Source organism: Streptomyces reniochalinae (assembly GCF_003323735.1).
Lineage (GTDB): Bacteria > Actinomycetota > Actinomycetes > Streptomycetales > Streptomycetaceae > Streptomyces > Streptomyces reniochalinae.
The window spans coordinates 1-21,043 of the sequence record NZ_QOIM01000054.1; the positions used below are offsets into that span (position 1 = coordinate 1).

General features: G+C 72.6%; 16 protein-coding genes and 1 pseudogene. 7 read left to right on the top strand and 10 right to left on the bottom strand.

All coding sequences use genetic code 11. The annotated features are described in order from the left end of the window. Nucleotides 1-287: pseudogene (locus DQ392_RS32125) on the bottom strand (transglycosylase SLT domain-containing protein); the annotation flags it as partial. Between the two features lie 401 nt (nt 288-688). Here DQ392_RS32125 and DQ392_RS32130 point away from each other — a divergent pair. Then, nucleotides 689-1,777 (top strand): cation diffusion facilitator family transporter, encoded by a 1,089-nt coding sequence (locus DQ392_RS32130; protein WP_114019232.1) that lies wholly within the window; start codon nt 689-691, stop codon nt 1,775-1,777. A gap of 31 nt (nt 1,778-1,808) precedes the next feature. On the opposite strand, the gene DQ392_RS32135 is transcribed toward DQ392_RS32130, so the two are convergent. From DQ392_RS32135 to DQ392_RS32150, 4 genes are all read right to left on the bottom strand, one after another. Next, on the bottom strand, nt 1,809-3,248 hold the full coding sequence (locus DQ392_RS32135) for a GH1 family beta-glucosidase (protein ID WP_114019233.1): 1,440 nt from the start codon (nt 3,246-3,248) through the stop codon (nt 1,809-1,811). Nucleotides 3,249-3,535: 287 nt separating this feature from the next. Then, a complete protein-coding gene (locus DQ392_RS32140; RefSeq protein WP_114019234.1) occupies nt 3,536-4,396 on the bottom strand; it encodes a carbohydrate ABC transporter permease in 861 nt (286 codons plus the stop codon). Nucleotides 4,397-4,408: 12 nt separating this feature from the next. After that, nucleotides 4,409-5,455, bottom strand: a complete 1,047-nt coding sequence (locus DQ392_RS32145) for a carbohydrate ABC transporter permease (RefSeq protein WP_114019235.1) — start codon at nt 5,453-5,455, stop codon at nt 4,409-4,411. After that, a complete protein-coding gene (locus tag DQ392_RS32150; protein WP_114019236.1) occupies nt 5,436-6,824 on the bottom strand; it encodes an ABC transporter substrate-binding protein in 1,389 nt (462 codons plus the stop codon). The genes DQ392_RS32145 and DQ392_RS32150 overlap by 20 nt, the downstream gene beginning before the upstream one ends. Nucleotides 6,825-7,050: 226 nt before the next feature. Here DQ392_RS32150 and DQ392_RS32155 point away from each other — a divergent pair, with 226 nt between their 5' ends. From DQ392_RS32155 to DQ392_RS32165, 3 genes are all read left to right on the top strand, one after another. Continuing rightward, entirely contained in the window at nt 7,051-8,172 is a 1,122-nt protein-coding gene (locus tag DQ392_RS32155; RefSeq protein WP_114019237.1) for a LacI family DNA-binding transcriptional regulator, read from the top strand. Nucleotides 8,173-8,349: 177 nt separating this feature from the next. Further along, nucleotides 8,350-9,930 (top strand): MFS transporter, encoded by a 1,581-nt coding sequence (locus tag DQ392_RS32160; RefSeq protein ID WP_114019238.1) that lies wholly within the window; start codon nt 8,350-8,352, stop codon nt 9,928-9,930. Between the two features lie 127 nt (nt 9,931-10,057). After that, nucleotides 10,058-10,621, top strand: coding sequence for a DUF2165 domain-containing protein (locus DQ392_RS32165; RefSeq protein WP_114019239.1), 564 nt, complete (start codon nt 10,058-10,060; stop codon nt 10,619-10,621). A 61-nt stretch (nt 10,622-10,682) separates the two neighbouring features. On the opposite strand, the gene DQ392_RS32170 is transcribed toward DQ392_RS32165, so the two are convergent. From DQ392_RS32170 to DQ392_RS32185, 4 genes are all read right to left on the bottom strand, one after another. Beyond that, a complete protein-coding gene (locus DQ392_RS32170; RefSeq protein WP_245982241.1) occupies nt 10,683-12,656 on the bottom strand; it encodes a serine hydrolase domain-containing protein in 1,974 nt (657 codons plus the stop codon). Between the two features lie 143 nt (nt 12,657-12,799). Next, entirely contained in the window at nt 12,800-14,404 is a 1,605-nt protein-coding gene (locus DQ392_RS32175; protein ID WP_114019240.1) for an MFS transporter, read from the bottom strand. Nucleotides 14,405-14,575: 171 nt separating this feature from the next. After that, nucleotides 14,576-15,193, bottom strand: coding sequence for a hypothetical protein (locus DQ392_RS32180; RefSeq protein WP_114019241.1), 618 nt, complete (start codon nt 15,191-15,193; stop codon nt 14,576-14,578). Nucleotides 15,194-15,280: 87 nt separating this feature from the next. Beyond that, nucleotides 15,281-15,889 (bottom strand): hypothetical protein, encoded by a 609-nt coding sequence (locus DQ392_RS32185; RefSeq protein ID WP_114019242.1) that lies wholly within the window; start codon nt 15,887-15,889, stop codon nt 15,281-15,283. Between the two features lie 308 nt (nt 15,890-16,197). On the opposite strand from DQ392_RS32185, the gene DQ392_RS32190 reads away from it, so the two are divergent. Continuing rightward, on the top strand, nt 16,198-17,106 hold the full coding sequence (locus tag DQ392_RS32190) for a phosphatidylinositol-specific phospholipase C (protein WP_114019243.1): 909 nt from the start codon (nt 16,198-16,200) through the stop codon (nt 17,104-17,106). Nucleotides 17,107-17,377: 271 nt separating this feature from the next. Next, nucleotides 17,378-18,748 (top strand): sensor histidine kinase, encoded by a 1,371-nt coding sequence (locus DQ392_RS32195; protein ID WP_114019244.1) that lies wholly within the window; start codon nt 17,378-17,380, stop codon nt 18,746-18,748. 113 nt (nt 18,749-18,861) lie between these two features. On the opposite strand, the gene DQ392_RS32200 is transcribed toward DQ392_RS32195, so the two are convergent. Further along, nucleotides 18,862-19,836 carry an alpha/beta hydrolase gene (locus DQ392_RS32200; RefSeq protein ID WP_114019245.1) on the bottom strand — a complete coding sequence of 325 codons (975 nt, stop codon included), beginning with the start codon at nt 19,834-19,836 and terminating at the stop codon, nt 18,862-18,864. Between the two features lie 402 nt (nt 19,837-20,238). On the opposite strand from DQ392_RS32200, the gene DQ392_RS32205 reads away from it, so the two are divergent. Continuing rightward, the gene (locus tag DQ392_RS32205) at nt 20,239-20,994 is read left to right on the top strand and encodes an SDR family NAD(P)-dependent oxidoreductase (protein ID WP_114019246.1); all 756 of its coding nucleotides are present in this window, start codon (nt 20,239-20,241) and stop codon (nt 20,992-20,994) included. Nucleotides 20,995-21,043 lie beyond the last annotated feature (49 nt).

Genomic DNA, 21,043 nt, shown 5'->3' on the forward strand with positions numbered 1-21,043 from the left:
TCGTGCTTGTCCATGATGGCCTTGGCCTCACGGATCCAGCCGTCCAGGTTGTCGGGGTAGGACTTGCCCTTCTCGGCCTTCTTCTCGCCGGCCTTGTCGGCCTTCTTGTCGCCCTTGTCGGCCTTGTCGTCCTTGTCGGCGGCCTTGGTGGCGTGGGCCGCGGGCTTGGCCTGGGGCGCGGTGGTGGTGGCGTGGGCGGTGCCGCCCAGTGCGGTGGTGGCGATGCCGGCGGCGCCCAGGAGGGTCAGGCCGGTGGTCAGCTTGGTGTTGCGCAGAGCAGTACGCATGCGAGCGGGATGCCTTTCGAGGGGGGACACATCCGGCCGCGTCTCCGGGCGGGTGTGCCCGGTCTCGTCGCGACCTGGGTGCCACCCTGCGGACCGGCTCCCCGCCCCGACAACTATGTGACGTACTACCCCGCTTCGTCCGCTTCACCGGCCGTCGTGCGCCACTCCATCCCACCCTCCCGGCCCCGGGCCCTCGGACATCCGAAGGCGCTTCGTATGTGACCTGGCCCCTATGGGTGCCCTCACACCCGGCCCCCGCCACCCCCACCCCCAGCACACCGACCCCCTACGCACCGTCGGCAGGGCGTGCGGTCCGCGTCCTCGTTCGTCACCCGCTGTGAAGCCGGGCGAGGGGGGTACTCGTCGCCGCGCTCACGGAAGCCGGAGAGTCGAGGAGTTCGATGACTGAGGCAGCGACGTCGGCGTCGCAGACGACAGCACCAGGTGCGGCACCAAAGGGGGAGGCCGCGCCGTCGCAGGAGTCACGGCAGGACGGGGAGACGAAGACGACCGTGTGGGTCGCGCTCGGCGCGAACCTGCTGATCGCCGTCGCCAAGCTGGCGGGCGGACTCCTCGCCGGGTCGCCCGCGCTGCTGTCGGAGGCCGCCCACTCGGTGGCGGACAGTCTCAACGAGGTCTTCCTTCTCGCGTCGCTGAAGCGGAGCCGTAAACCCGCCGACGCGGCGCACCCGTTCGGTTACGGCAAGGAGCGGTTCTTCTGGTCCCTCATCGCTGCCGTCGGCATCTTCGTCACGGGGGGCTGTTTCTCCTTCTTCCAGGGCTTCGAGGCGTTCACCTCCAGCAGTCAGGAGACGCTCACGGGCTACGTGGTGGGTCTCGTCGTGCTCTTCGTCGCGCTGCTCGCCGAAGGGACGTCCCTGGTCAGGGCGCTGCTTCAGGTGCGAGGGCAGGCGCGCGAAGCGTGCCGGACGATGCGGGCCGAGGTGCGGCACAGCGAGGATCCCGCCCTGCGCACGGTGCTGGCCGAGGACAGCGCCGCCTGTCTGGGTGTGGTGCTGGCCATGGCCGGGATGGCGCTGCACATGGTGACGGGGCAGGGCTGGTACGAGGGCGTGGCGTCGCTGTCGATCGGTGCGCTGCTGGTCTACGTCGCCTTCGTCCTCGGACGCGGGGCCAAGGACCAGCTCATCGGTATGGCGGCCGATCCGGTGCTGCGCCGGGAGATTCTCGACTTCCTCGACGCGCAGCCCGAGATCGACGCGGTCACCGAGGTGCTGACGATGCGGATGAGCCCCGATTCGGTGCTGTTGGCTGCCCGTGTCGACCTGGCGCCCGGGGTGGAGAGCGAGTACGTGGAGGACGCGCTCGTCCGGGTCAAGAGGGGGCTGGCCGAGCGGTGTCCCGACGTCGACCACGTCTTCTTGGACGTGGTCGACGCCGATCGCGAGGACCGTCGCAGGGCGCGGCGGGAGCGCGAGGTGATCGAGCGTGCCGCCGAGGCGGAGGCGGCCGACGGCCGGACGGACTGAGCCGCCTGACCGTCGGCCGCGGCCCGGACGGTCACTCCTGGGGCAGGACGCCCGAGCTGGCGAGGCGGCCGTACCAGGCGGCGCTCGACTTGGGGGTGCGTCGCTGCGACGCGTAGTCGACGTGGACGATGCCGAAGCGCTTGTCGTAGCCCCACGCCCACTCGAAGTTGTCCAGCAGCGACCAGACGAAGTAGCCGCGGACATCGGCTCCTTCCCGGATCGCGCGGTGGACGGCCTGGAGGTGGCTGCGCACGTACGCGATGCGGTCGGGGTCGTGGAAGGTGCCGTCCGCGTCGGCGGTGTCGGGGTAGGCGGCCCCGTTCTCGGACACGTACAGGGGCGTGCCGGGCGCTTCGTAGCGGAAGCGCAGCAGCAGTTCGGTCAGCCCACGGGGGTCGATGCTCCAGCCCATCGCCGTGCGTTTGCCGGGCAGTTGGTGGAAGGAGACGCGGTCCGCCGCCGGCCAGGGCGAGTGGGCGCTGGCGCCGTGGCCGTCCCGGCGTTCGGGTTCGGTGCCTTCCGGCGCGGCGGAGACCACGGTGGGCGTGTAGTAGTTGAGGCAGATGCCGTCGAGGGGCTGGTGGGCTGTGTCGGTGTCGCCGTCGCGGACGAAGGACCAGTCGGTGAGCCCCGCGGTGTCGGCCAGCAGGTCCTCGTCGTACCTGCCGTGCAGCATGGGCCCGGTGAAGACACGGGTCGCCAGCGCGTCGATCCGGCGTGCGGCGTCGCGGTCGGCCGCGCTGTCCGTACGGGCGCGTACGACGGCCGCGTTGAGGCTGACGCTCACCCGGGCGCGGCCCGGGAGGGCCGAGCGCAGCGCCTGGGTGGCCAGTCCGTGTGCCAGGTTGAGGTGGTGGGCCGCCCGCAGCGCGTCGACGGGGTCGGTGCGCCCTGGAGCGTGCACGCCCGAGCCGTAGCCCAGAAAGGCGCTGCACCAGGGTTCGTTGAGAGTCGTCCACAGCTCGACGCGGTCGCCGAGCGCCTCGGCTACCAGCCCGGTGTAGTCCGCGAAGCGGGGGGCGGTGTCCCGCGAGGGCCAGCCGCCGGCGTCCTCCAGCTCCTGGGGCAGGTCCCAGTGGTAGAGGGTCACGACCGGGGTGATGCCCGCTGCCAGGAGCTCGTCGGTCAGTGAACGGTAGAAGTCGAGGCCGGGCTGCGAGGCGGGGCCGCGCCCGTTCGGCTGGACGCGGGGCCAGGAGACGGAGAAGCGGTAGGCGCCCAGGCCGAGTTCGGCCATCAGCGCCACGTCGTCGCGGTAGCGGTGGTAGTGGTCGCAGGCCACGTCCCCCGTCTGGTCCTCGGCCACCTTGCCGGGCGTGTGGGAGAAGGTGTCCCAGATGGAGGGGGTGCGTCCGCCCTCGCGTACCGCGCCTTCGACCTGGTACGCGGCGGTGGCGGCGCCCCACAGGAACCCGCTGGGGAATCCGAGTGATGCGGCGGTGTCCGCCGTGGTGTCGGGCGACAGAGTCATAGAAGCGCTCCCATCGTGCGTGCGGGGACACGGCTGTGCCCCCGGGTGGTCCGGGGCATGGACGGTGCCCCGGATCGGTCGTCGGATGCGTGTGCGGCCTGCATAGCGGTGGTCGGCGGTCGGCGTGTGTGGCGTATGCCCGTGTGAGCCGTGTGCGCGTGTCGCGGTACGAGCGCGTGCGTGGAGGGACCGGAGGGCATGGACGGCGCGGGGCGGGGGACCGGGACGGACACGCCCCCACGGGTGTCCGTCCCGGCTCCGGCCCGCGGGCCCGCCCGTAGGCCGGCTCAGCCCTTGACGGCCCCCTGCATGACGCCGCCCACGATCTGCTTGCCGAACAGGACGAAGACGACGAGCAGTGGCAGGGTGCCCAGCAGCGCGCCGGCCATGATGACGGACTCGTCGGGGATGTAGCCCTGGCCGAGACCGGTCAGGGCGACCTGCACCGTCGGGTTGTCCTGGGTCAGCGCGATGATGGGCCAGAAGAACTCGTTCCAGGCCAGGACGAACGTCAGCATCCCGAGTACGGCCATCGCGGGCCTGGCCACGGGGAAGACGACGTGCCAGACGACGCGCAGACTGTGCGCGCCGTCCACCCGGGCGGCCTCGATCAGCTCGGTCGGCAGGGCGCTGACCAGGTACTGGCGCATGAAGAAGACGCCGAAGGCGTTGACCATCATCGGCAGGATGACCGCCTGTAGTTGGTTGGTCCACTCCAGCTCGGCGACCGCCATGAACAGCGGGACGACGCTGAGCTGGGGCGGCACCATCATGGTGCCGATCACCATCAGCAGCAGGGCGTTCTTCGCCCGGAAGCGGAGCTTGGCGAAGGCGTACCCGGCCAGCGTGGCGAACACCACGGTCGTCAGCGCGATGGTGCCCGCCACGAAGACGGTGTTGAACAGCGCCTTGCCCAGGTTGGCGTCGGACCAGGCGGTGGTCAGGTTGGCGAACAGGTCCCCGCCGAACCAGAACGGCGGTGGCGTCTCGGCCAGCCGCTGGTTGTTCCTGGAGGCGGCGACGGCCGTCCAGACGAGGGGGAAGAGCGAGCCGACGGTGAACAGCAGCAGGACGGCGTAGGTGAACTTCCCGGCGTGCAGGTGCCGCCCGGCGCCCCTGGCGCGGCGCGGGGTGGTGGTGTGCGACATCTCCCGCCCCCTTCAGTGGGCCTTGTTGAGTCGTCGGGCGATCAGCCAGTTGGCCAGGCCGACCACGATGAGGATGAGGAACATCGCCCACGCGATGGCTGACGCGCGGCCGAGCTGGAAGGTGAACCACCCCTGCTCGTACAGGTACAGACCCAGCGTCTGGTACTGGTGGGAGCCGCCACCTGTCTGGGAGCCGCCGAACAGCAGCGGTTCACCGAACAGCTGGGTGGCGCCGATGGTGGAGACGACGACGGTGAACAGGATCGTCGGCCGCAGGCTCGGCACCGTCACGTGCAGGAACTGCTGCCACCTGGAGGCGCCGTCCAGTGCGGCCGACTCGTACAGGTCGTGCGGGACGGCCTGCATGGCGGCGAGGTAGATCAGCGCGTTGTAGCCCGTCCACCGCCAGATCACGATCGAGGAGACGGCCAGTTGCGAGGTCCAGGTGCCGTTCTCCCAGTCGATGTGGTCGACGCCGATCAGCCCCAGGCCCCAGTTGACCATCCCGTAGTCGCGGCCGAAGAGCATGGCGAACACCAGCGTGGCGGCGGCCACGGACGTGGCGTAGGGGGTGAGCATCGCGACGCGGAAGAAGGTGGAGCCGCGCAGCCTGTAGTTGAGCAGGTGGGCCAGGCCCAGGGCCATCAGCAGCTGCGGCACGGTGGACAGGACACCGATGGTGAGGGTGTTGCGCAGCGCGTTCCAGAAGAAGTCGTCCTCCAGCAGCCGCGAGAAGTTCTCCAGCCCCACCCACTCCATGCGGGTGGGATCGTGCAGCGACACGCGGTGCAGCGAGGCCCAGCCCGTGTACAGCAGCGGGAAGAGGCCGAAGGCGGCGAAGAAGAGGAAGAAGGGCGCGATGAACGCGTAGGGGCTGAACCGTGCGTCCCACCGGTGGCGCCGGCGGACGCGGGGCCCGTGTCCCTGGGCGCCGCCGGTGCCCTCGGTGGTGGCCGCGCGGCCGGGTCCGCCGTCCGCCTGCGCCGCTTGTCCGCCGGTTGCCCCGGGTGGCCCCGTGGTCCGCGTCCGGGGGAGCGGATCAGTTCTCGACGACGTCATCGATCTTCTTCACCGCCGCGTTCCAGCCCTCCTCGGGCGACTTGCCCTGCTGTTCCACCTGGAGGATGCCGATGTCGGAGATGGTCGTCTTGACGACGCCGTCCTTGGGGCCGAGCGGGATGGTGGGGATGCCCTCGGCGGCCTCCGCGAAGATGTCACCGATGGGCGCGTCGCCGAAGTAGGGGTGCTTGGCGCCCTTGACCTCGGGCAGGTCGTACGCCGCCTTCGCGCTGGGGAAGCTGGCCTGCTTCTCGAACAGCCTCGCCTGCTGCTTCGGGGCGGTCAGCCACTGGGCCAGCTTCAGCGCCTCCTTCTCGTGCTTGCCGCCCTTGGGGACCGTCAGGAACGAACCGCCCCAGTTACCGGGCTTCGGCGCGGGTGCCACGTCCCACTTGTCCGCGGCCTTCTCGCCGGCCTTTTCCTTGATGTAGCCGAGCATCCAGGGCGGGCAGACGACGCTGGCGAACGCTCCGTTGGCGTAGGCCTGGTCCCACTCCTTGTCGAACTGCTTGAGCTTGCCGGTCATCTTGCCCTCGACCGCGCGCATGGCCAGGTCCCAGGACTCGCGCACGCCCTTGCTCTTCTTGTAGACCAGCTTGCCGTCCGCGTCGTAGTACTTGACCGGGTAGCTGGAGACCGCGCCGTTGTACAGGCCCGCGGCGCCGTCGGTGAAGGCGGTGTCCCCGGGCGCCGCCTTCATGTACCGCTCGCCGGTCTCGACGTACTTCGACCAGTCGCCCTTCCACAGCTTGCCGACCTCGTCCCGCTCGCTGGGCAGGCCCGCCTTCTCGAACAGGTCCTTGCGGTAGCAGATGCCCATGGGCCCGATGTCGGTACCGAGTCCGACGACCTGGCCGCCGGGGGCCTTGGCCTGGCTCCACTTCCAGCTCAGCCAGTGGGACTTGTCGACGCCTTCGGCCTTGGCCATGTCGACGAACTTGTCGGCGTGCAGCCCCGCGACCTCGTTGATGTTGTCGACTTCGACGGCCTGGATGTCGCTCAGTCCGCTGCCGGCCGACAGGTGGTTGAGCAGAGCGGGGTAGTAGTTCTCGTTCCGCTCTATCGCGTTCTCCTTGATGCGGATATTCGGGTGGAGCTTCTCGTACTCGTCGTAGAGGCCGGCCTGCTTGTAGCCGAAGACGCCGAAGACCCCGACGGACACGGTGGTCTTGCCGTCGGCGCTCGCGCTCGACCCTCCGCTGTCCTGGGCGCATCCGCCGAGCATGGCTGCTCCCAGTACGGCGGTGAGGCCGTAGGCGAGGGGGCGGGTGCGCAGCGGGTGCCGCGTGGTGCGCACCCGCCCCGCGGGGGCGTGCGCCCGGCCCTCGCCTCTCTTTTCTGTGGTGCTCGTCTTCCTGATCGTGGCCATGGCTGTGCCGCCCCTCCCGAAAACGCTGCCGAAAAGCCGGAGCCGGCTCCGCACCCCTATGTGGGAGCGCTCCCATGCATGCGTTGCAGAATGGGCGAGGAGTGCCGTCACGTCAAGGGCTCTGTTGAAGGGAGCGCTTCCATCAGCGCGTGTAGTTGAATGAGATCCACAGCCGCACGCGTACCGGCCGCGGTCGCTCGACCCGGCCGCGGAAGGAGGACCGTCCATGCCAGCAGCCCGCGGGGGAGACGCCCAGAAGACCGGGCCCACCCTGGAACAGGTCGCCGCCCGCGCCGGCGTCGGGCGGGGGACGGCCTCCCGGGTCATCAACGGCTCGCCCCGGGTCAGCGAACGCACCCGCGCCGCCGTCCAGGCGGCCGTGGCCGAACTCGGCTACGTTCCCAACCGTGCAGCGCGCGCCCTGGCCGCCGGCAGCATGGACGCCATCGCCCTCGTCGTCCCCGAACAGGAGAACCGGCTCTTCGCCGAGCCGTACTTCTCGGAGATTCTGCGCGGTGTCAGCGCCGAACTCGCCGACACAGACAAGCAGCTGCTGCTCACCCTCATCAGGGACGAGCGCAGCCGCGACCGCTTCACCCAGTACGCCGCGGCACACCGCGTCGACGGCGTGCTGCTCGTTTCCGTACACGCCGATGACCCGCTGCCCGACCTGCTGCGGGACGTCGGCATGCCCGCGGTGCTCAGCGGCCGCCGCTCGCCGGCCGAACACGTGCCCTACGTCGACTCCGACAACCTCCTCGGCGCCCAGCTCGCCGTCGAACACCTCATCGGCCGCGGACGCCGCAAGGTCGCCACCATCACGGGGCCCCTGGACATGTACGCCGCGCGCTGCCGGCTGGCCGGCTACCACGAAGCGCTCACGGCGGCGGGCAGGACCGGCCACGAGCCGGGCGCGCGAGCTGCCGCGGCACCGGCCCACCGGCCGGCGGCGGCACCGGGTGGGCGGCTGGTCGCGGAGGCCGACTTCACCGAGGAGGGCGGCCATCGCGCCATGCGGGAGCTCCTGGAGCGGGACCCGGAGGTGGACGCGGTCTTCTGCGCCTCAGACGTGATGGCCGCGGGCGCACGGCTGGCCCTGCGCGAGTCCGGGCGTGATGTGCCGCGCGACGTGGCACTCGTCGGCTTCGACGACTCCGCCGTCGCCCGGCACATGGACCCGCCGCTGACGACCGTGAAGCAGCCCATCGAGGAGATGGGGCGCGCCATGGTGCGCATGCTGCTGGGGCTGATGGGTACGGAATCCACCCCGCGCGGCGCCCCCGCTCCCGACGGCGAACGGCCCCAACTCGTCCTCCCCACGGAGCTGATCCGCCGCGGATCCTCCTGAGGAGGGAAGCAGCGCGCGGGAACCGGGACGCCTGCACGAGCGGGAAAACGGGCGGCAGGCTACGTTCGTGCGGGAGAGAAGACCCCGCGGCCGCGCGGCGGGCCCGACGGCCGTACGGGGCGGACGAGGGCTCCGCGGTACGCACGCGGCGGGCCACCCCGGACCGATCGGAGACGCGTGAGCGGGACAGCACCCGACGGGCACGGAAGTGCCCAGGATCAGGGCCATCCGCGCCGCTGGGCGATCCTGGTGGCCATCTGCGCCGCGCTGCTCGTGATCGTCGTCGACAACACCGTGCTCAACGTGGCGCTGCCCTCCATCGCCGCCCGGTTCGAGGCGTCCACGGCCTGGCAGCAGGCGGTGCTCGACGCCTACACCGTCGTCTTCTCGGGGCTGCTGATCACGGCCGGGGCCCTCTCGGACCGCTGGGGCAGACGGCGTGCGATGGTCGCGGGACTTGTCGTCCTCGGGCTCTCCTCGGCCGCTGCCGCCCTGGCCTGGTCCGTGTGGTGGCTGGTGGCGATGCGCGCGCTGATGGGTGTCGGCGCCGCGCTCGTGATGCCTGCCACGCTGGCGCTCCTGGTCCACGTCTTCCCCGCGCACGAGCGGCCCCGCGCCTTCGCGGTGTGGGGCGTCGTCGCCTCGGTGGCGATGGCCGTAGGGCCGGTGCTGGGCGGCGCGTTGGTCGCGCTGTGGAGCTGGACCGGCGCCTTCCTGGTCAACGTGCCGGTGGCGTGCGGGGCCGTCGTGGCGATCTGGCGACTGGTGCCGGAGTCCCGGGACAGCGGCGCCCGCCCGGTGGATCCGCGAAGCGCCGCGTGGATCACCGCCGGCATGGTCGCGCTGACCACGGCGGTGATCCTCGCCGGAGAGGGCGGGCCGTCGCAGCCCGCCGTCCTGGTGGCCGCGCCGCTGGCACTGCTGGCGGGGGCCGCCTTCCTGCGGCGTCAGCGCAGGGCCGACGTCCCCATGGTGGACCTCTCGCTCTACCGCGACCGCCAGTTCGCGGGTGGCAGCGCCGCGGTGACCATCATCTCGATGGGAACCGGCAGCACCCTGTTCATCCTGGCCCAGTACCTGCAACTGGTACGGGGCATGGACCCCCTCCAGGCGGGCCTGGCCTCAGCGCCGATGGCGGCGGGTGTGGTCCTGGGTTCGTACGCGGGTGGCCGGGCGCCGGCACGTATCGGACACCGGCTCAGCGTCATCGCCGGTTTCACCGCCACGGCCGTGGGCTTCCTCTTCCTGGCCGCTCTCACCCCGCACGGCAGCTACCTCCTCGCCGCCGTCGGCCTGTTCCTGGTGGGCGGCGGCAACGGCTTCGCCGGCCCCGCCGTCACCAGCACCGTGCTGGGGGCCGTGCCCAAGGACCGGGCGGGGCTCGGCTCGGCGCTCAACGACACGCACCAGCAGTTCGGTGTCGCGCTCGGTGTCGCCCTCCTCGGCGGCCTCGTGGCCGCGGTCTACCGGGCGGGGCTGCCCGACATCGTTCCCGGCGAGGCCCGCGGCGCCCTCGCCGCGACCCTCGACCACAGCGCCGGTCTGCCCGAGGGCAGCGGGGACGCCGTCGCCGCCGCCGCGCGGACCGCCTTCACCCACGCCCAGACCGTGACGATGCTCGCCGCCGCGGGCTGCGTCACGGTCGGCGTCGTCACCGCCGCGCTCGTCCTGCGGCGCGACACGGGCGGGGACGGGCTGCCCGTGAAGCGGACGGAGCAGCCCCCGCGGCGTCGCCGGACGGAACGGGAGAGCGCCTGAGTGGGGCTCGGCCGAACCCCTGGGAGAGCAGGCCGGGTTGCTCCGCCGTCACGGGCCGGCGGCGCCGGCGCCTGGCGCGGCAGGAACGGGGTGGCCGGAACGGCCGGACACCGGCAATAGTCTGATCATGAGCGTTTCACCAAAACACCTTCACGGCCAGGACGACGGAGCGGCGACCCCCCGCCGGCGTGGCTCCTTCACGGCCCGCCAGGCCGCCGCAACCGTCCTCACCGCCTCGGTCGCCCTCTACATCGCGCTGGTCGCCTTCGGCAACATCACCGACTTCGGTACCAACCAGCAGTTCGTACGGCACGTCCTCGCCATGGACACCACCTTCCGCGACGAGGACCTGATGTGGCGGGCCATCACGTCCCGGTTCTGGCAGGACGCGGCATACGTCGCCATCATCGTCTGGGAGACGGCGTCGGCACTCGTCCTGATCGCCGGGACGTGGCTGTGGCTCCGGCGCGACCCAGGGCGGGCGCGCGCCGTCTCCACCGTCGGCCTCTCGATGCTCCTGCTGCTGTTCGGCGCGGGCTTCCTCGCCATCGGCGGGGAGTGGTTCGCCATGTGGCAGTCGCAGAAGTGGAACGGGCTGGAGTCCGCCACCCGCATCCTCCTCCTCAGCGGCCTCGCCCTCCTCGCGGTGCACGCCACGGGTGGCCGCGAGGGCGCGGAACGGTCCGACTAGGCCCGGAGGGGAACGGTCCGACAAGGGGCGGACCAGGGCCTCTCGTCGGGATCCGGCCGGCTCAGGGGGCGGCGTGGGCGGCGCCGCAGCGGACGGCGTCCGAGGTGCGGCCCGCGTCAGGTGCCAGCAGCCAGGGGCGGGCCAGGGGGCGCCAGCCGTGTGCCGTCAGCGGCGCGTGGGGGCAGTCGCTCTCCAGCAGCACCCGGGTCGCGTCGGTGACCCGCACCCCCGCGACGTCCGCGCCGCGGCCCTCCCACGGGCCGGCCGCGGTGAAGCGCCAGCGCAGGCGCAGGCCCGCCCGGGAGGGACCGGCGTCCAGGGGCACCCGCACGTGCTGCCAGGCCCGTCCGCCGTGCCCGGACGACTCCGTACCGGCGACGGCGTGCCAGGTGTCCCCGCCGTCGGTGCTGCGCTCCAGCACCAGGCCGCCCTCGGCGCCGCTGTCGACGAGCGCGTCGTAGCTGACGGTCAGGGGCCCGTCCGCGTGCACGGCCGGGGTCGTCAGGGTGCCGGCCGCTTCCCCTCCAGGATCGGCGTACCAGGAGCGCCCGCCGCCCGGTGGCCGCGCGGGGATCGAGCGGGCGAGCGCTGTGGCGGCGGCCACGCGTGCCGGATTGGTGGAGGGGGTCGTGTCGTCGGGGTGCACGCGGTTGGTCAGCAGGATCGCGAAGGAGCGGGAGGCCGGGTCGATCACGAGTGAGGTGCCGGTGAAGCCGGTGTGGCCCAGCGTCCGCGGCGAGGTGAGGCCACCCATGTACCAGGGCTGGTTCAGCTCGAAGCCGAGACCGTGGTCGTGCCGGGGGAAGCGTCGGTTGTAGTCGCGCTCCAGCAGGGTGACGGCGTGCCTGCTGAGGACGCGGTGGCCGCGGTAGGCGCCGCCGTTGAGCAGGGCCTGGGCGAGGAGCGCCAGGTCGTCCACGGTCGAGAAGACCCCGGCGTGTCCTGCGACGCCTCCCATGGCCCAGGCGTTGGCGTCGTGCACCGAGCCGCGCAGCGGGCCGCCGCGGTCCGGAAGGCGCTGGTTCGAGGTGGCGGCGATGCGCGGCAACCAGGAGCGCGGCGGATTGTAGGCGGTGTCGGTCATGCCCAGCGGCTCGGTGATGCCCTCGCGCACAAGCCTGTCGAGCCGCTTCCCTGTGACCTTCTCCAGCACCAGCTGCATGCTGAGCATGTTGAGGTCGGAGTAGCGGTAGTGGGTTCCGGGCGCGTTGAGCGGTGCGGTACGCAGGACGGCCCGGGCGCGTGCCCCGCGGCCGCCGGGGATCTGCCACAGCGGTGGTCTCGGGTCGGCCGGAAGCCCTGACGTGTGGGTGAGCAGCTGCCGGATGGTGATGCGGCCCTTTCCCGCCGCGGCGAACCCCGGCAGGTAGCGGGCGGCGGGCGTGTCCAGGCGCAGCCGCCCGGCGTCGATCTGCCGCGCGGCCACCAGGGAGGTGAACAGCTTCGAGAGGGAGGCCAGGTCGTAGACGGTGTCGGTACGTGCGGGCACGCGCTCCGCGGGCGGCAGTTCCCGCCCGTCGGGCCCGTACCGCAGGGCGTCGCCGCGGGCGAGGCGGGCGACGACGGCGCCCTCGTGCGCGAGGAGTGCGGTCGCGCCGGGGAAGAGGTATCCGCCGCCGCGTGCCGGGTCGGTCCACTCGGCCAGCTGCCGCGCGAACGCGTCCAGGGGGCGGGGATCGAGGCCGGCCCGCCCCGGGGTGGTGCGGTGCAGCACCGTACCGGCGGGTGCGAACCCCTCGTAGGGGCGGCCGAATCCACGGCTGGAGCCGGGGATCTGCGGGCCCGGGCCCGGATCTGTCGCCGGTTCATGCCCGGCGGCTGACGAAGCCGCTGACGCTGTCGCAGTCCGTGGTTCCGGCAGGGCCGTGTCCGGTGTCGTGGGGGCCTGCGCGGCGGGGCCAGGTGCCGAGGGACCAGGCGCCGCGTAAGCCGGCAGCGCGTGGGCCGCGCCCTGCGGGGGTGCCAGGAGCGCGGCGAGCGTGGCGAAGGCGGCGAGCGCGCTCGCCGGCGCGGTGACGTACGCACAAATCCGCACGCGGACTCCATCGACCTCGTAGCTGCCCGCGACCCCAGCAAGATCCGAACGAGAGGCCCTACGGTGCCGCGCTCACGAACGTACGCGCGTCGGCCCGTGCGCGTCCCGGTGCGACACGTGCGAGGCGCCGTTTCTCCTTCTCGCTATTCCCCGGGTGGCCGGGTGGCGGGGTGGCCGCGGCCGGGCGGAGGCTCGCCGGGTGAGAGTTCGGCCCGCAGCGGTGTGCCCGCCACCGGACATTCGTACGGACAGCCGGCGGCCTCGCCGGTACCGGGCTCCTCCACCGAGCCCGCTGCGGGCTCCGCTGCCGTCTCCAGGACGTCGCGGCGGATGGTCGCCAAGGCGAGGAGGCCGCCGGCCACCGCGAGCGCCGCCGTGATGAGCATGGCGGTGTGGAAGCCGTCGGCGAGGGCGTCCGGGTCCTGGAAGTCCCGGCCGCCGATGCCGGCCAGCAGGGGGAGAGCGGCGACGGCCGCGAGTTGGGCGAGGCGGGAGACGGCGTTGTTGACGCCCGAGGCGATCCCGGAGTGCCCGGAGGGTGCGGCCGCCAGCGCCGTGGCGGTCACGGGCGCCACGGTGGTGGCCAGTCCGAGCCCGAAGACGAGGACCGCGGGCAGCACCGAGGTGGCGTAGCCGGCCGGACCACCGCCGTCGTCCACGCCGATACGGAGCATCAGCAGCATGCCCGCGGCCAGCAGCAGCGGCCCCACGCTCAGGGGGAGCCGCGGGCCGACGCGCTGTGCCAGCGCGCCCGCTCGCGAGGAGAGGGCCAGCATCAGCAGTGTCACGGGCAGCGAGGCCGCGCCGGCCGCCAGCGGGCTGTACCCCAATGAGGTCTGGAGGAAGACGACGAGGAGGAAGAAGACCCCGCCCAGCGCGGCGTACACGACGAAGGTCACGGCGTTGGCGCTCAGGAACTGGCCGGCGCGGAAGACCCCGGGAGGGAGCATCGGGCGCTCGGCGCGCCGCTCCGTGCGGACGAACCCGGCGAGTGCCGCGAGACCGGCGAGCAGCGCGAGCGCCGTCACCCAGCCGGGCGACTCGCCACGAGGACCTTCGATCAACGCGTAGGTGACGCCGCCGAGCCCGGCCGTCACCAGCGCGGCGCCGCGCACGTCCAGGCGGCCCGTGGCGCCGGGGGCGCGGCTCTCGGGCACGTGGCGGGCGGTCACCGCGACGACCACCAGCCCGATCGGGACGTTGAGAAGGAAGATCCACCGCCAGGAGAAGGCGTCGATGAGCCAGCCGCCGAGGATGGGGCCGAGCGCGGAGGCCACTCCGGTCAGCGCGGACCAGGTGCCGATGGCTCTGGCCCGGTCGGCCGAGCGGTAGCTCGCCTGGATGAGGGCCAGGCTGCCGGGGGTGAGCAGCGCGGCGCCGATCCCCTGAAGCGCCCGGGCGAGGATGAGGACTCCGGCGTCGGGGGCCGCCGCGCACAGCACGGAGGGCACCACGAAGCAGCCGACGCCGAGGGTGAAGACGCGCCTGCGCCCGTACCGGTCCGCGAGGGAGCCGCCGAGCAGGATCAGCGCGGCGAGCGTGAGCAGGTAGCCGTCCAGCACCCACTGCAGCGCGGAGACGTCCGCGTGTACGTCCCGGCCGATCGCCGGGAGCGCGACGTTGACGACCGTCGCGTCGAGGAACCCCATGGCCGAGCCGAGGACGGTGGCCGTGAGCAGCCACCGGCCCTCCGCGGACCGGTAGGCGACGGTCCCGGCGGCGGGTGCGGAACCCTCAGGCGCGTTCATCCTCGCTCGCCGCCCTTCCGTCCCCTGCCGCTGCCTGTCCCGGCGGTCGCGCCGCCGGTCACGGCCGCGCCCGGGCGGGTCTCCCGGGGCTGCCGGTCGGCACGATCGTACGGTGCGGGCAGCCCGAAGCCCCGCAAGGCCGCGGGCCTCGCGGGGCGCGGGCGGCATCTGTCAGCCGCAGTGCTGGGCCTTCTCCTCCTCGGTCATCGGCCGGGTGTGCTGGGTCTTGGTGCTGGGCGCGTCGGGCTTGGGGCCCGTGGCCTCGAACGGCACGTACCAGATGTAGTGGCCGTGGAACGGGTCGGGGAAGTGCATCTCGTACTGGCCCTTGACCGTCTGCATCTGGGCCTCGCGCGTCACCCAGCCGACCTCGTCGGGTTTGACGTCGATGTTGGTCTGCTCGGACTCGGTGTGCGAGCTCTCCCAGGTGTGCTGGTAGTTGGTCTCGATGCTGACCTTGAACACCTCGGCGAAGCCGTACTCGGCGCTCAGCGACACCCCCACGCTGTTGGACTCGCCGGTGGTGTCGGACCAGCCGACGGTGGAGCGCTGGAGATCGTCGGTGCAGTTGAAGGCGGAGTCGCCTACCTGGTGCGCCTCGCCCATGGAGTCCTCGGGCGGACCGTCGGGGTGGAACTCGCACACGTCGGTGCCGTTGTCGCACTTGTCGAGCAGTTCCCGCGTGGTGGGCGGGTCGTCGTCGGCCTGGGCGACGGTGGGGGCCAGGGCGGCGCTGCCCGCGGTCACCAGGGCGGCGAACAGGACGGAGAGCCTGACGCGTCGTTTCATGGGGGTCTCCTCGCAGGAGGTGTGGGGGGAGGGTGGCGCGGGCGCCGGGTGGGTGCCGCGCCGGGTCGGCTCTGGGCCGGCCGTGGGTCAGCTGAAGCCGATGGACTGGGTGCGGTCGTTCATGAAGTCACCGATGTCGCCGGTGTTCTCCTTGAACGGGCCGTCCCGGTCGCCGCCGAGGCCCGGCTCGGGGTAGAGCCAGATCCAGCAGTTGCCCCACGGCTGCACCGACGAGATGCGGTTCTTCCAGCCGTCTTCCAGGTCGTGCTGGTAGTCGACCCAGCCGTCCTTCTCGCACAGGCCCTCGCCGCTGATGGTCAGCGAGTCGCCGCCGAAGCCGGTGTCGTCGAAGAACGTGCCCTGGATGACACCGTCGGCCCGCGCCCCGTCCTCGTCCGCGAGCCGTTCGACCTCCGCGCGGAAGCCGCTGTCGCCTGTCGCCGTACGGGCCGAGGCGGGCGCGTCGTCGATGCGTCCCTCGCTGGCGTGGTCGACGGCCTCGGTGAAGGTGGCGTAGCAGTGTTCGGCGCCGGTAGCCAGGTCGAGGGTGCAGTGCCGCGGTTGCCCGCCCGCGCCCGGCGCCTCCGTCGAGCCGGGTGCCGCGTGCGCCACGGGTGCCGTGACGGCGCCGGCGAGCAGGACGGAGGCGGCCAGGATGACCTTGCGGTGCGTGCCGTGTCTGGGCCGGGAGATCATCGAACCTCCAAGTGTCGTGGGGGGATGTTCAGTTGGCGTAGGAACAGCAGTACGCGTGCTCGCTCGGTACCTGGCGAAACAGCAAGCCCGCTATTGCCCGGAAGTTACCGGTGGTAGCAGGAGTGACGCCGGTGCCGTGCCCGCGAATGTGGGCGCGCGGCTGCGCTGACTTCCCGGCGACGGCGCGGCCTTCGCAACAGTTGCGCCACAGCCGACTCTCCGGCATGAGGGGCCAGTTCATGATCCAGTAGGTTCACCGTCCGAGGGGTCCCGCAGGCGGGACCGCAGGCGACGGGAGGGAGCTGGGGATGGACCGGCGCGGATTTCTCAGGAACGCGGCAGTGGTGCCCGCCGCGGGAATGCTGGCGTACGCGGGTGGCACGGGCGTCGCCGTGGCGCGGAGCACCGGCCACAAGCGCTCCCGCGCACGCGTGGGACCGCGGGACTGGATGGCGGCACTGGCGCCGTCGACAGCGCTGCGCACGCTCACCATCCCCGGCACCCACGACTCCGGGGCGCGCTTCGGCGGGCCATGGACGGAGTGCCAGGACGCCCTGATAGCCGACCAGCTCGCGGCTGGGATCCGTTTCCTCGACGTCCGCTGCCGCGCCATCGACGGCGTGTTCGCCATCCACCACGGCGCCTTCTACCAGCACCTGATGTTCGGTGACGTGCTGATCGCCTGCCGCGACTTTTTGGCCGCGCACCCGGACGAGACGGTCCTCATGCGGGTCAAGCAGGAGTACTCGACGGTCGGCGACGAGGAGTTCCGGCAGATCTTCGACGTCTACCTCGACCAGAAGGGCTGGCGCTCCCTCTTCCTGATGGAGGACACCCTGCCCACCCTCGGCGAGGCCCGCGGCAAGGTCGTCCTGCTGGCCGACAACGGGGGACTGCCCGGGGTGCGGTGGGCCGACCCGGAGGTCTTCGACGTCCAGGACGACTACCAGGCGGAACCGATCTCGAAGTATCCCAGGATCGCCGAGCAGTTCCGTCAGGCCGCCGCGGAGCCCGGCCCCTTCTACGTCAACTTCCTCAGTACGGCGGCCGGGCTGCCGCCCGCCTCGAACGCCGACCGCCTCAACCCGAAGGTGCGCGCGCTCCTCGACAGCTCCGAGTTCGCGGGCACGACGGGCCTCGGCATCGTGCCGATGGACTTCCCCGGGGCCGAACCGGGTCTGCTCGAAGCCGTCCTGGCCCACAACCCGACGGGCTGATCACGCACCGTGCCCGGGTGCGCACCGTATCCGGGCACGGCGTGCCGGGCACGCGTCGTCGCGGTGCGTGCCCGGGTGTCGCGCCGTCCGACCGGGCGGGGCCGCCCGGGGAACCGGTCCCCGGCCCGTCGGGACGTGCGCGTGCCCCGCGCGAGGCGGGGCACGACGGGGCCCGCCGTCGCCCGCGCCCGGAGACGGGGGCTGTGAGCGGGGGCCGACCGCCGCTGTGCTCGCCGCGACCGCGGCCTCCTATGCTCGCCGGGTGAGTACCATGAGCCGCACCCGTCCACTCCGTCACACCCTGCGCTCCTGGGCCGTGCTGCCGCAGGCCGACCCGCGCACGGCCGCAGAGCTCCCCGAGCGCCCCGCCCCGCGCGCGCCGCTGATGACACCGCGCGCCGCCGATCTGGTACTCACGGGGCTCGTGCTGTTCGCCTCCGTCTGGAACAGCCTCAAGAACCCCTACCTCGGGCCCTCCACTCCCTGGGCGAACGTGCTGCTCGCCGCCGTGAGCGCACTGCCGCTCCTCGCGCGGCGCCGGACACCCGAACCCGTGCTCGCCGTCGCACTCCTCGCCGAGATCCTCCACGTGTCGATGTTCGTGCTGCCGTGCGCCTACTACGCCGAGGGCGCCTACCGCGGCCCACGCAGCCGCCGGACCGCGTGGGCGGCCGCCGGAGCGGGCCTGGTGATGACCGCGCCCCGCAGCGTCGAGGCGTGGTCGAGCCTCCGGGTGCTGGTGACCTGGTTCACGGTGAACTTCGTCCTGGACGTACTGGTACCGCTGCTGCTGGGGCTGTACGTGGGGCAGCGGAGGGCCGTTCTCGCGGGCCTCGTCGAGCGGGCGGAGCGCGCCGAACGCGAACAGCGGCTGATCGCCGAGGCCGCGCGGGCCGAGGAACGGCAGCGGATCGCTGGGGAGATGCACGACGTGGTGTCCCACCAGGTGAGCCTGATCGTCGTGCACGCCAACGCGCTCGGTGCCGTTTCCCACGACGCCGAGGTGACGACCGACACGGCCCGGATCATCCAGACCGCCGGGCGGCGCGCCCTGACAGAGCTGCGCGAGATGCTGGGCGTTCTCCGAGACGGCCCGGACAAGCAGGCCGAGAAGGCCGCTGAGCCCCCGCCGGACCGTCCCGAGTCCGCGCGAGCCCACCGGCCCGAGGGCGCGGACGGTGGCGCCGGCCCCTCTCCGGCTCCCGAGGCAGAGCGCCCTTCCGACGCGGTGGTCGGCCGGATCACCGAACTCGCCGACAGCTCACGGTCCGCGGGACTGCCGGTCAGCGTGCACGTCGAGGGCGGGCCGCGGGCGCTGCCGGAACCGGTGGGACGGGCCGCCCACCGCGTGGTCCAGGAGGCACTGACCAACGTGCACAAGCACGCACCCGGGGCGACGACGGACATCCGGCTGGCGTTCACCGCAGGGACCGTGCGCGTCGGGATCGTCAACGGCCCGCAGGGCCGGCCCGTGGACGCCGCACCCGACGGCGGGGGGCCGCTGCTGCCCAGTGGGGGACACGGACTGCTCGGGCTGGCCGAGCGCGTACGGCTGGTCGGCGGGACCATCGAGTCGGGGCCCACCGGCGACGGAGGGTTCCGGGTCGACGCCGCGCTGCCGACTCAGGGGCCGGCCGACTGAGCCTGGGCCCCGAGCGGGCGGCGCGGGGTTCTTCAGGGCGGGCCCCTGCGGCCCCTCGCAGCGGGCCTTGCGTCCGTCATGAAGGCAGGACGGACTTCAGGGCAGGGCGGACTTCACGAGGGCAGGGCGGCCAGCCAGTCGATCAGCAGCTCGTTGATCTCGGCGGGGCGTTCCTGCTGGATCCAGTGGCCGCAGTCCTCCAGGATCCGGCTGCTGAGCAGGCCGGGGAGTGTGGTGGGGTAGGCGGCGACGGCGTCGGACAGCCAGGTGGTGGAGGCGTCCAGTCCGCCGCCCGCGAACAGCGCGGGCTGTCGGACGGGCGCGCCGTCGAAGGCGGCGAGGTCGGCCCAGTCCCGGTCCATGTTGCGGTAGCGGTTCAGCGCCGGGGTCATGCCGGTCCGCTCGAACTCCCCGGCGTAGACGTCGAGGTCGTCCTGGCCGAGCCAGCCGGGCAGCTCGCCGGGGAAGCGCTCGCGCAGCGTTCCGCCCGCGCCGACGAAGTGCGGGTCGGGCGCGTCGGCGGGCGGCATGGTGTCGGCCGACAGCGCGGCGTAGATCCCCGCGAGCCAGCCGCGGACGTCCGGCTCGATCTCCGCCTCGGCACGGCCCGGCTCCTGGAAGTAGGAGACGTAGAACTCGTCCCCGCCCATCTCCGCGAAGACCTCGCTCGGGCGTGGCCCGCCGTGCGGCGCGTAGGGGACGCTCAACAGCCCCACCGCGCGGAAGACGTCCGGTTCGAGCAGCGCCGAGTCGGCGGCGATGGCCGACCCCCAGTCGTGTCCCACGATCACGGCAGAGCGCTCACCCAGGGCGCGCACCACCGCGACGTTGTCCTCCACCAGCGCGCGCATCCGGTAGGCGGCGGGGTCGGCGGGGGCGGAGGACCGTCCGTAGCCGCGGACGTCGATGGCGACCGCGCGGTAGCCGGCGGCGGCCAGCTCCGGCAGCTGGTGCCGCCACGAGTACCAGGATTCGGGGAACCCGTGGACGAGCAGCACCAGCGGGCCTGTGCCCTGCTCCACCAGGTGGGTTCGCCCCGCGGGGGTCGGTACCAGCCGGTGGGTGACGTTCATGGTGTGCGGGGGCATCGGTCCTCCTCGTGTTCGAGCCCGGCAGCCGAGCCGCGCACCCGCCGGGCACGTTCCGTACGCCGAGCGTGTTCCGCCCTGGACGCGTTCCGCACCGGGCGTCCGGTCCGGCAGGCGGCGGCTCCCGAACGATCTTGCGGGGCCGTGCCAGGACCCCACGAGGCTTTTTGCCGTTCCGGCAAACAGCCCCGAGACCACGGCGCCGCGGGCGCCTTGGGCACCCGCCGGCTGACCCCAGGAGCGCTCTGGGGAACAGAAAGGAGCGGATCACGAGGACGTCGGCCAGGTGCGGGCGAGTGAAAGGGGGGACCGGCGATCCCCGGACAGGTGCTGCCTTCCTCCCACCGAAGGGGAGCGACACCGTGGAGAGGGAGAAACCCACCACAACGAAGGACGGCCACCATGCCCCGCATCGCTCTCGTCACCGGCGCCAACCGCGGCCTGGGCCGCAGCACGGCACTCCACCTCGCCGAGGCCGGCACCGACGTCCTGCTCACCTACCGCTCGCACGCCGACGAGGCGGAGGCGGTCGCCGAGCGCGTCCGCGCGCTCGGCCGGACGGCGGTGACCCTCCGGCTGGACACCGCCGACACCTCCGCCTTTCCGGCCTTCGCCACGGACGTGCGGGACGCGCTGAAGCGGCACTGGGACCGCGAAGACCTCGACGCCCTGGTCAACAACGCGGGCCACGGCGTCCACAAGCCCTTCGACCGGACTACCGAAGAGGAGTTCGACGGGCTGATCGGCGTCCACGTCAAGGGCGTCTTCTTCCTCACCCAGGCCCTGCTGCCCCTCCTCAGGGACGGGGGACACATCCTCAACGTCTCCACCGGGCTGACCCGCTTCATCGCCGCCGAGACCTCCGCGTACGCTGCCGCCAAGGGCGCCGTCGAGGTGCTCACCCGCTACCTGGCCAAGGAGCTGGGGCCGCGGGGCATCGCCGTCAACGCCCTCGCGCCCGGGGCCACCGCCACCGACTTCAACGGCGGCTCGGTACGCGACCAGCCGGCGGCGCGGACCGCCCTCGGCTCGGTCACCGCCATGGGCCGGGTCGGTGAACCGGACGACATCGGGGCGGCCGCCGCGGCCCTGCTCGCCCCGGGCACCGCCTGGATCACCGGGCAGCGCATCGAGGCGTCGGGCGGCATGCTGCTGTGACGCGGCCCTTCGGGAAGCGACCCGAGAGCTGCTCCGAGTGCCGTCCGAG

Bases quoted from the DNA above. Each gene is read 5' to 3' on its own strand.
- DQ392_RS32130 (WP_114019232.1), top strand. From the start codon at position 689: ATGACTGAGGCAGCGACGTCGGCGTCGCAGACGACAGCACCAGGTGCG.
- DQ392_RS32135 (WP_114019233.1), bottom strand. From the start codon at position 3,248: ATGACTCTGTCGCCCGACACCACGGCGGACACCGCCGCATCACTCGGA.
- DQ392_RS32140 (WP_114019234.1), bottom strand. From the start codon at position 4,396: ATGTCGCACACCACCACCCCGCGCCGCGCCAGGGGCGCCGGGCGGCAC.
- DQ392_RS32145 (WP_114019235.1), bottom strand. From the start codon at position 5,455: ATGACGTCGTCGAGAACTGATCCGCTCCCCCGGACGCGGACCACGGGG.
- DQ392_RS32150 (WP_114019236.1), bottom strand. From the start codon at position 6,824: ATGGCCACGATCAGGAAGACGAGCACCACAGAAAAGAGAGGCGAGGGC.
- DQ392_RS32155 (WP_114019237.1), top strand. From the start codon at position 7,051: ATGCCAGCAGCCCGCGGGGGAGACGCCCAGAAGACCGGGCCCACCCTG.
- DQ392_RS32165 (WP_114019239.1), top strand. From the start codon at position 10,058: ATGAGCGTTTCACCAAAACACCTTCACGGCCAGGACGACGGAGCGGCG.
- DQ392_RS32175 (WP_114019240.1), bottom strand. From the start codon at position 14,404: ATGAACGCGCCTGAGGGTTCCGCACCCGCCGCCGGGACCGTCGCCTAC.
- DQ392_RS32180 (WP_114019241.1), bottom strand. From the start codon at position 15,193: ATGAAACGACGCGTCAGGCTCTCCGTCCTGTTCGCCGCCCTGGTGACC.
- DQ392_RS32185 (WP_114019242.1), bottom strand. From the start codon at position 15,889: ATGATCTCCCGGCCCAGACACGGCACGCACCGCAAGGTCATCCTGGCC.
- DQ392_RS32190 (WP_114019243.1), top strand. From the start codon at position 16,198: ATGGACCGGCGCGGATTTCTCAGGAACGCGGCAGTGGTGCCCGCCGCG.
- DQ392_RS32195 (WP_114019244.1), top strand. From the start codon at position 17,378: ATGAGCCGCACCCGTCCACTCCGTCACACCCTGCGCTCCTGGGCCGTG.
- DQ392_RS32200 (WP_114019245.1), bottom strand. From the start codon at position 19,836: ATGCCCCCGCACACCATGAACGTCACCCACCGGCTGGTACCGACCCCC.
- DQ392_RS32205 (WP_114019246.1), top strand. From the start codon at position 20,239: ATGCCCCGCATCGCTCTCGTCACCGGCGCCAACCGCGGCCTGGGCCGC.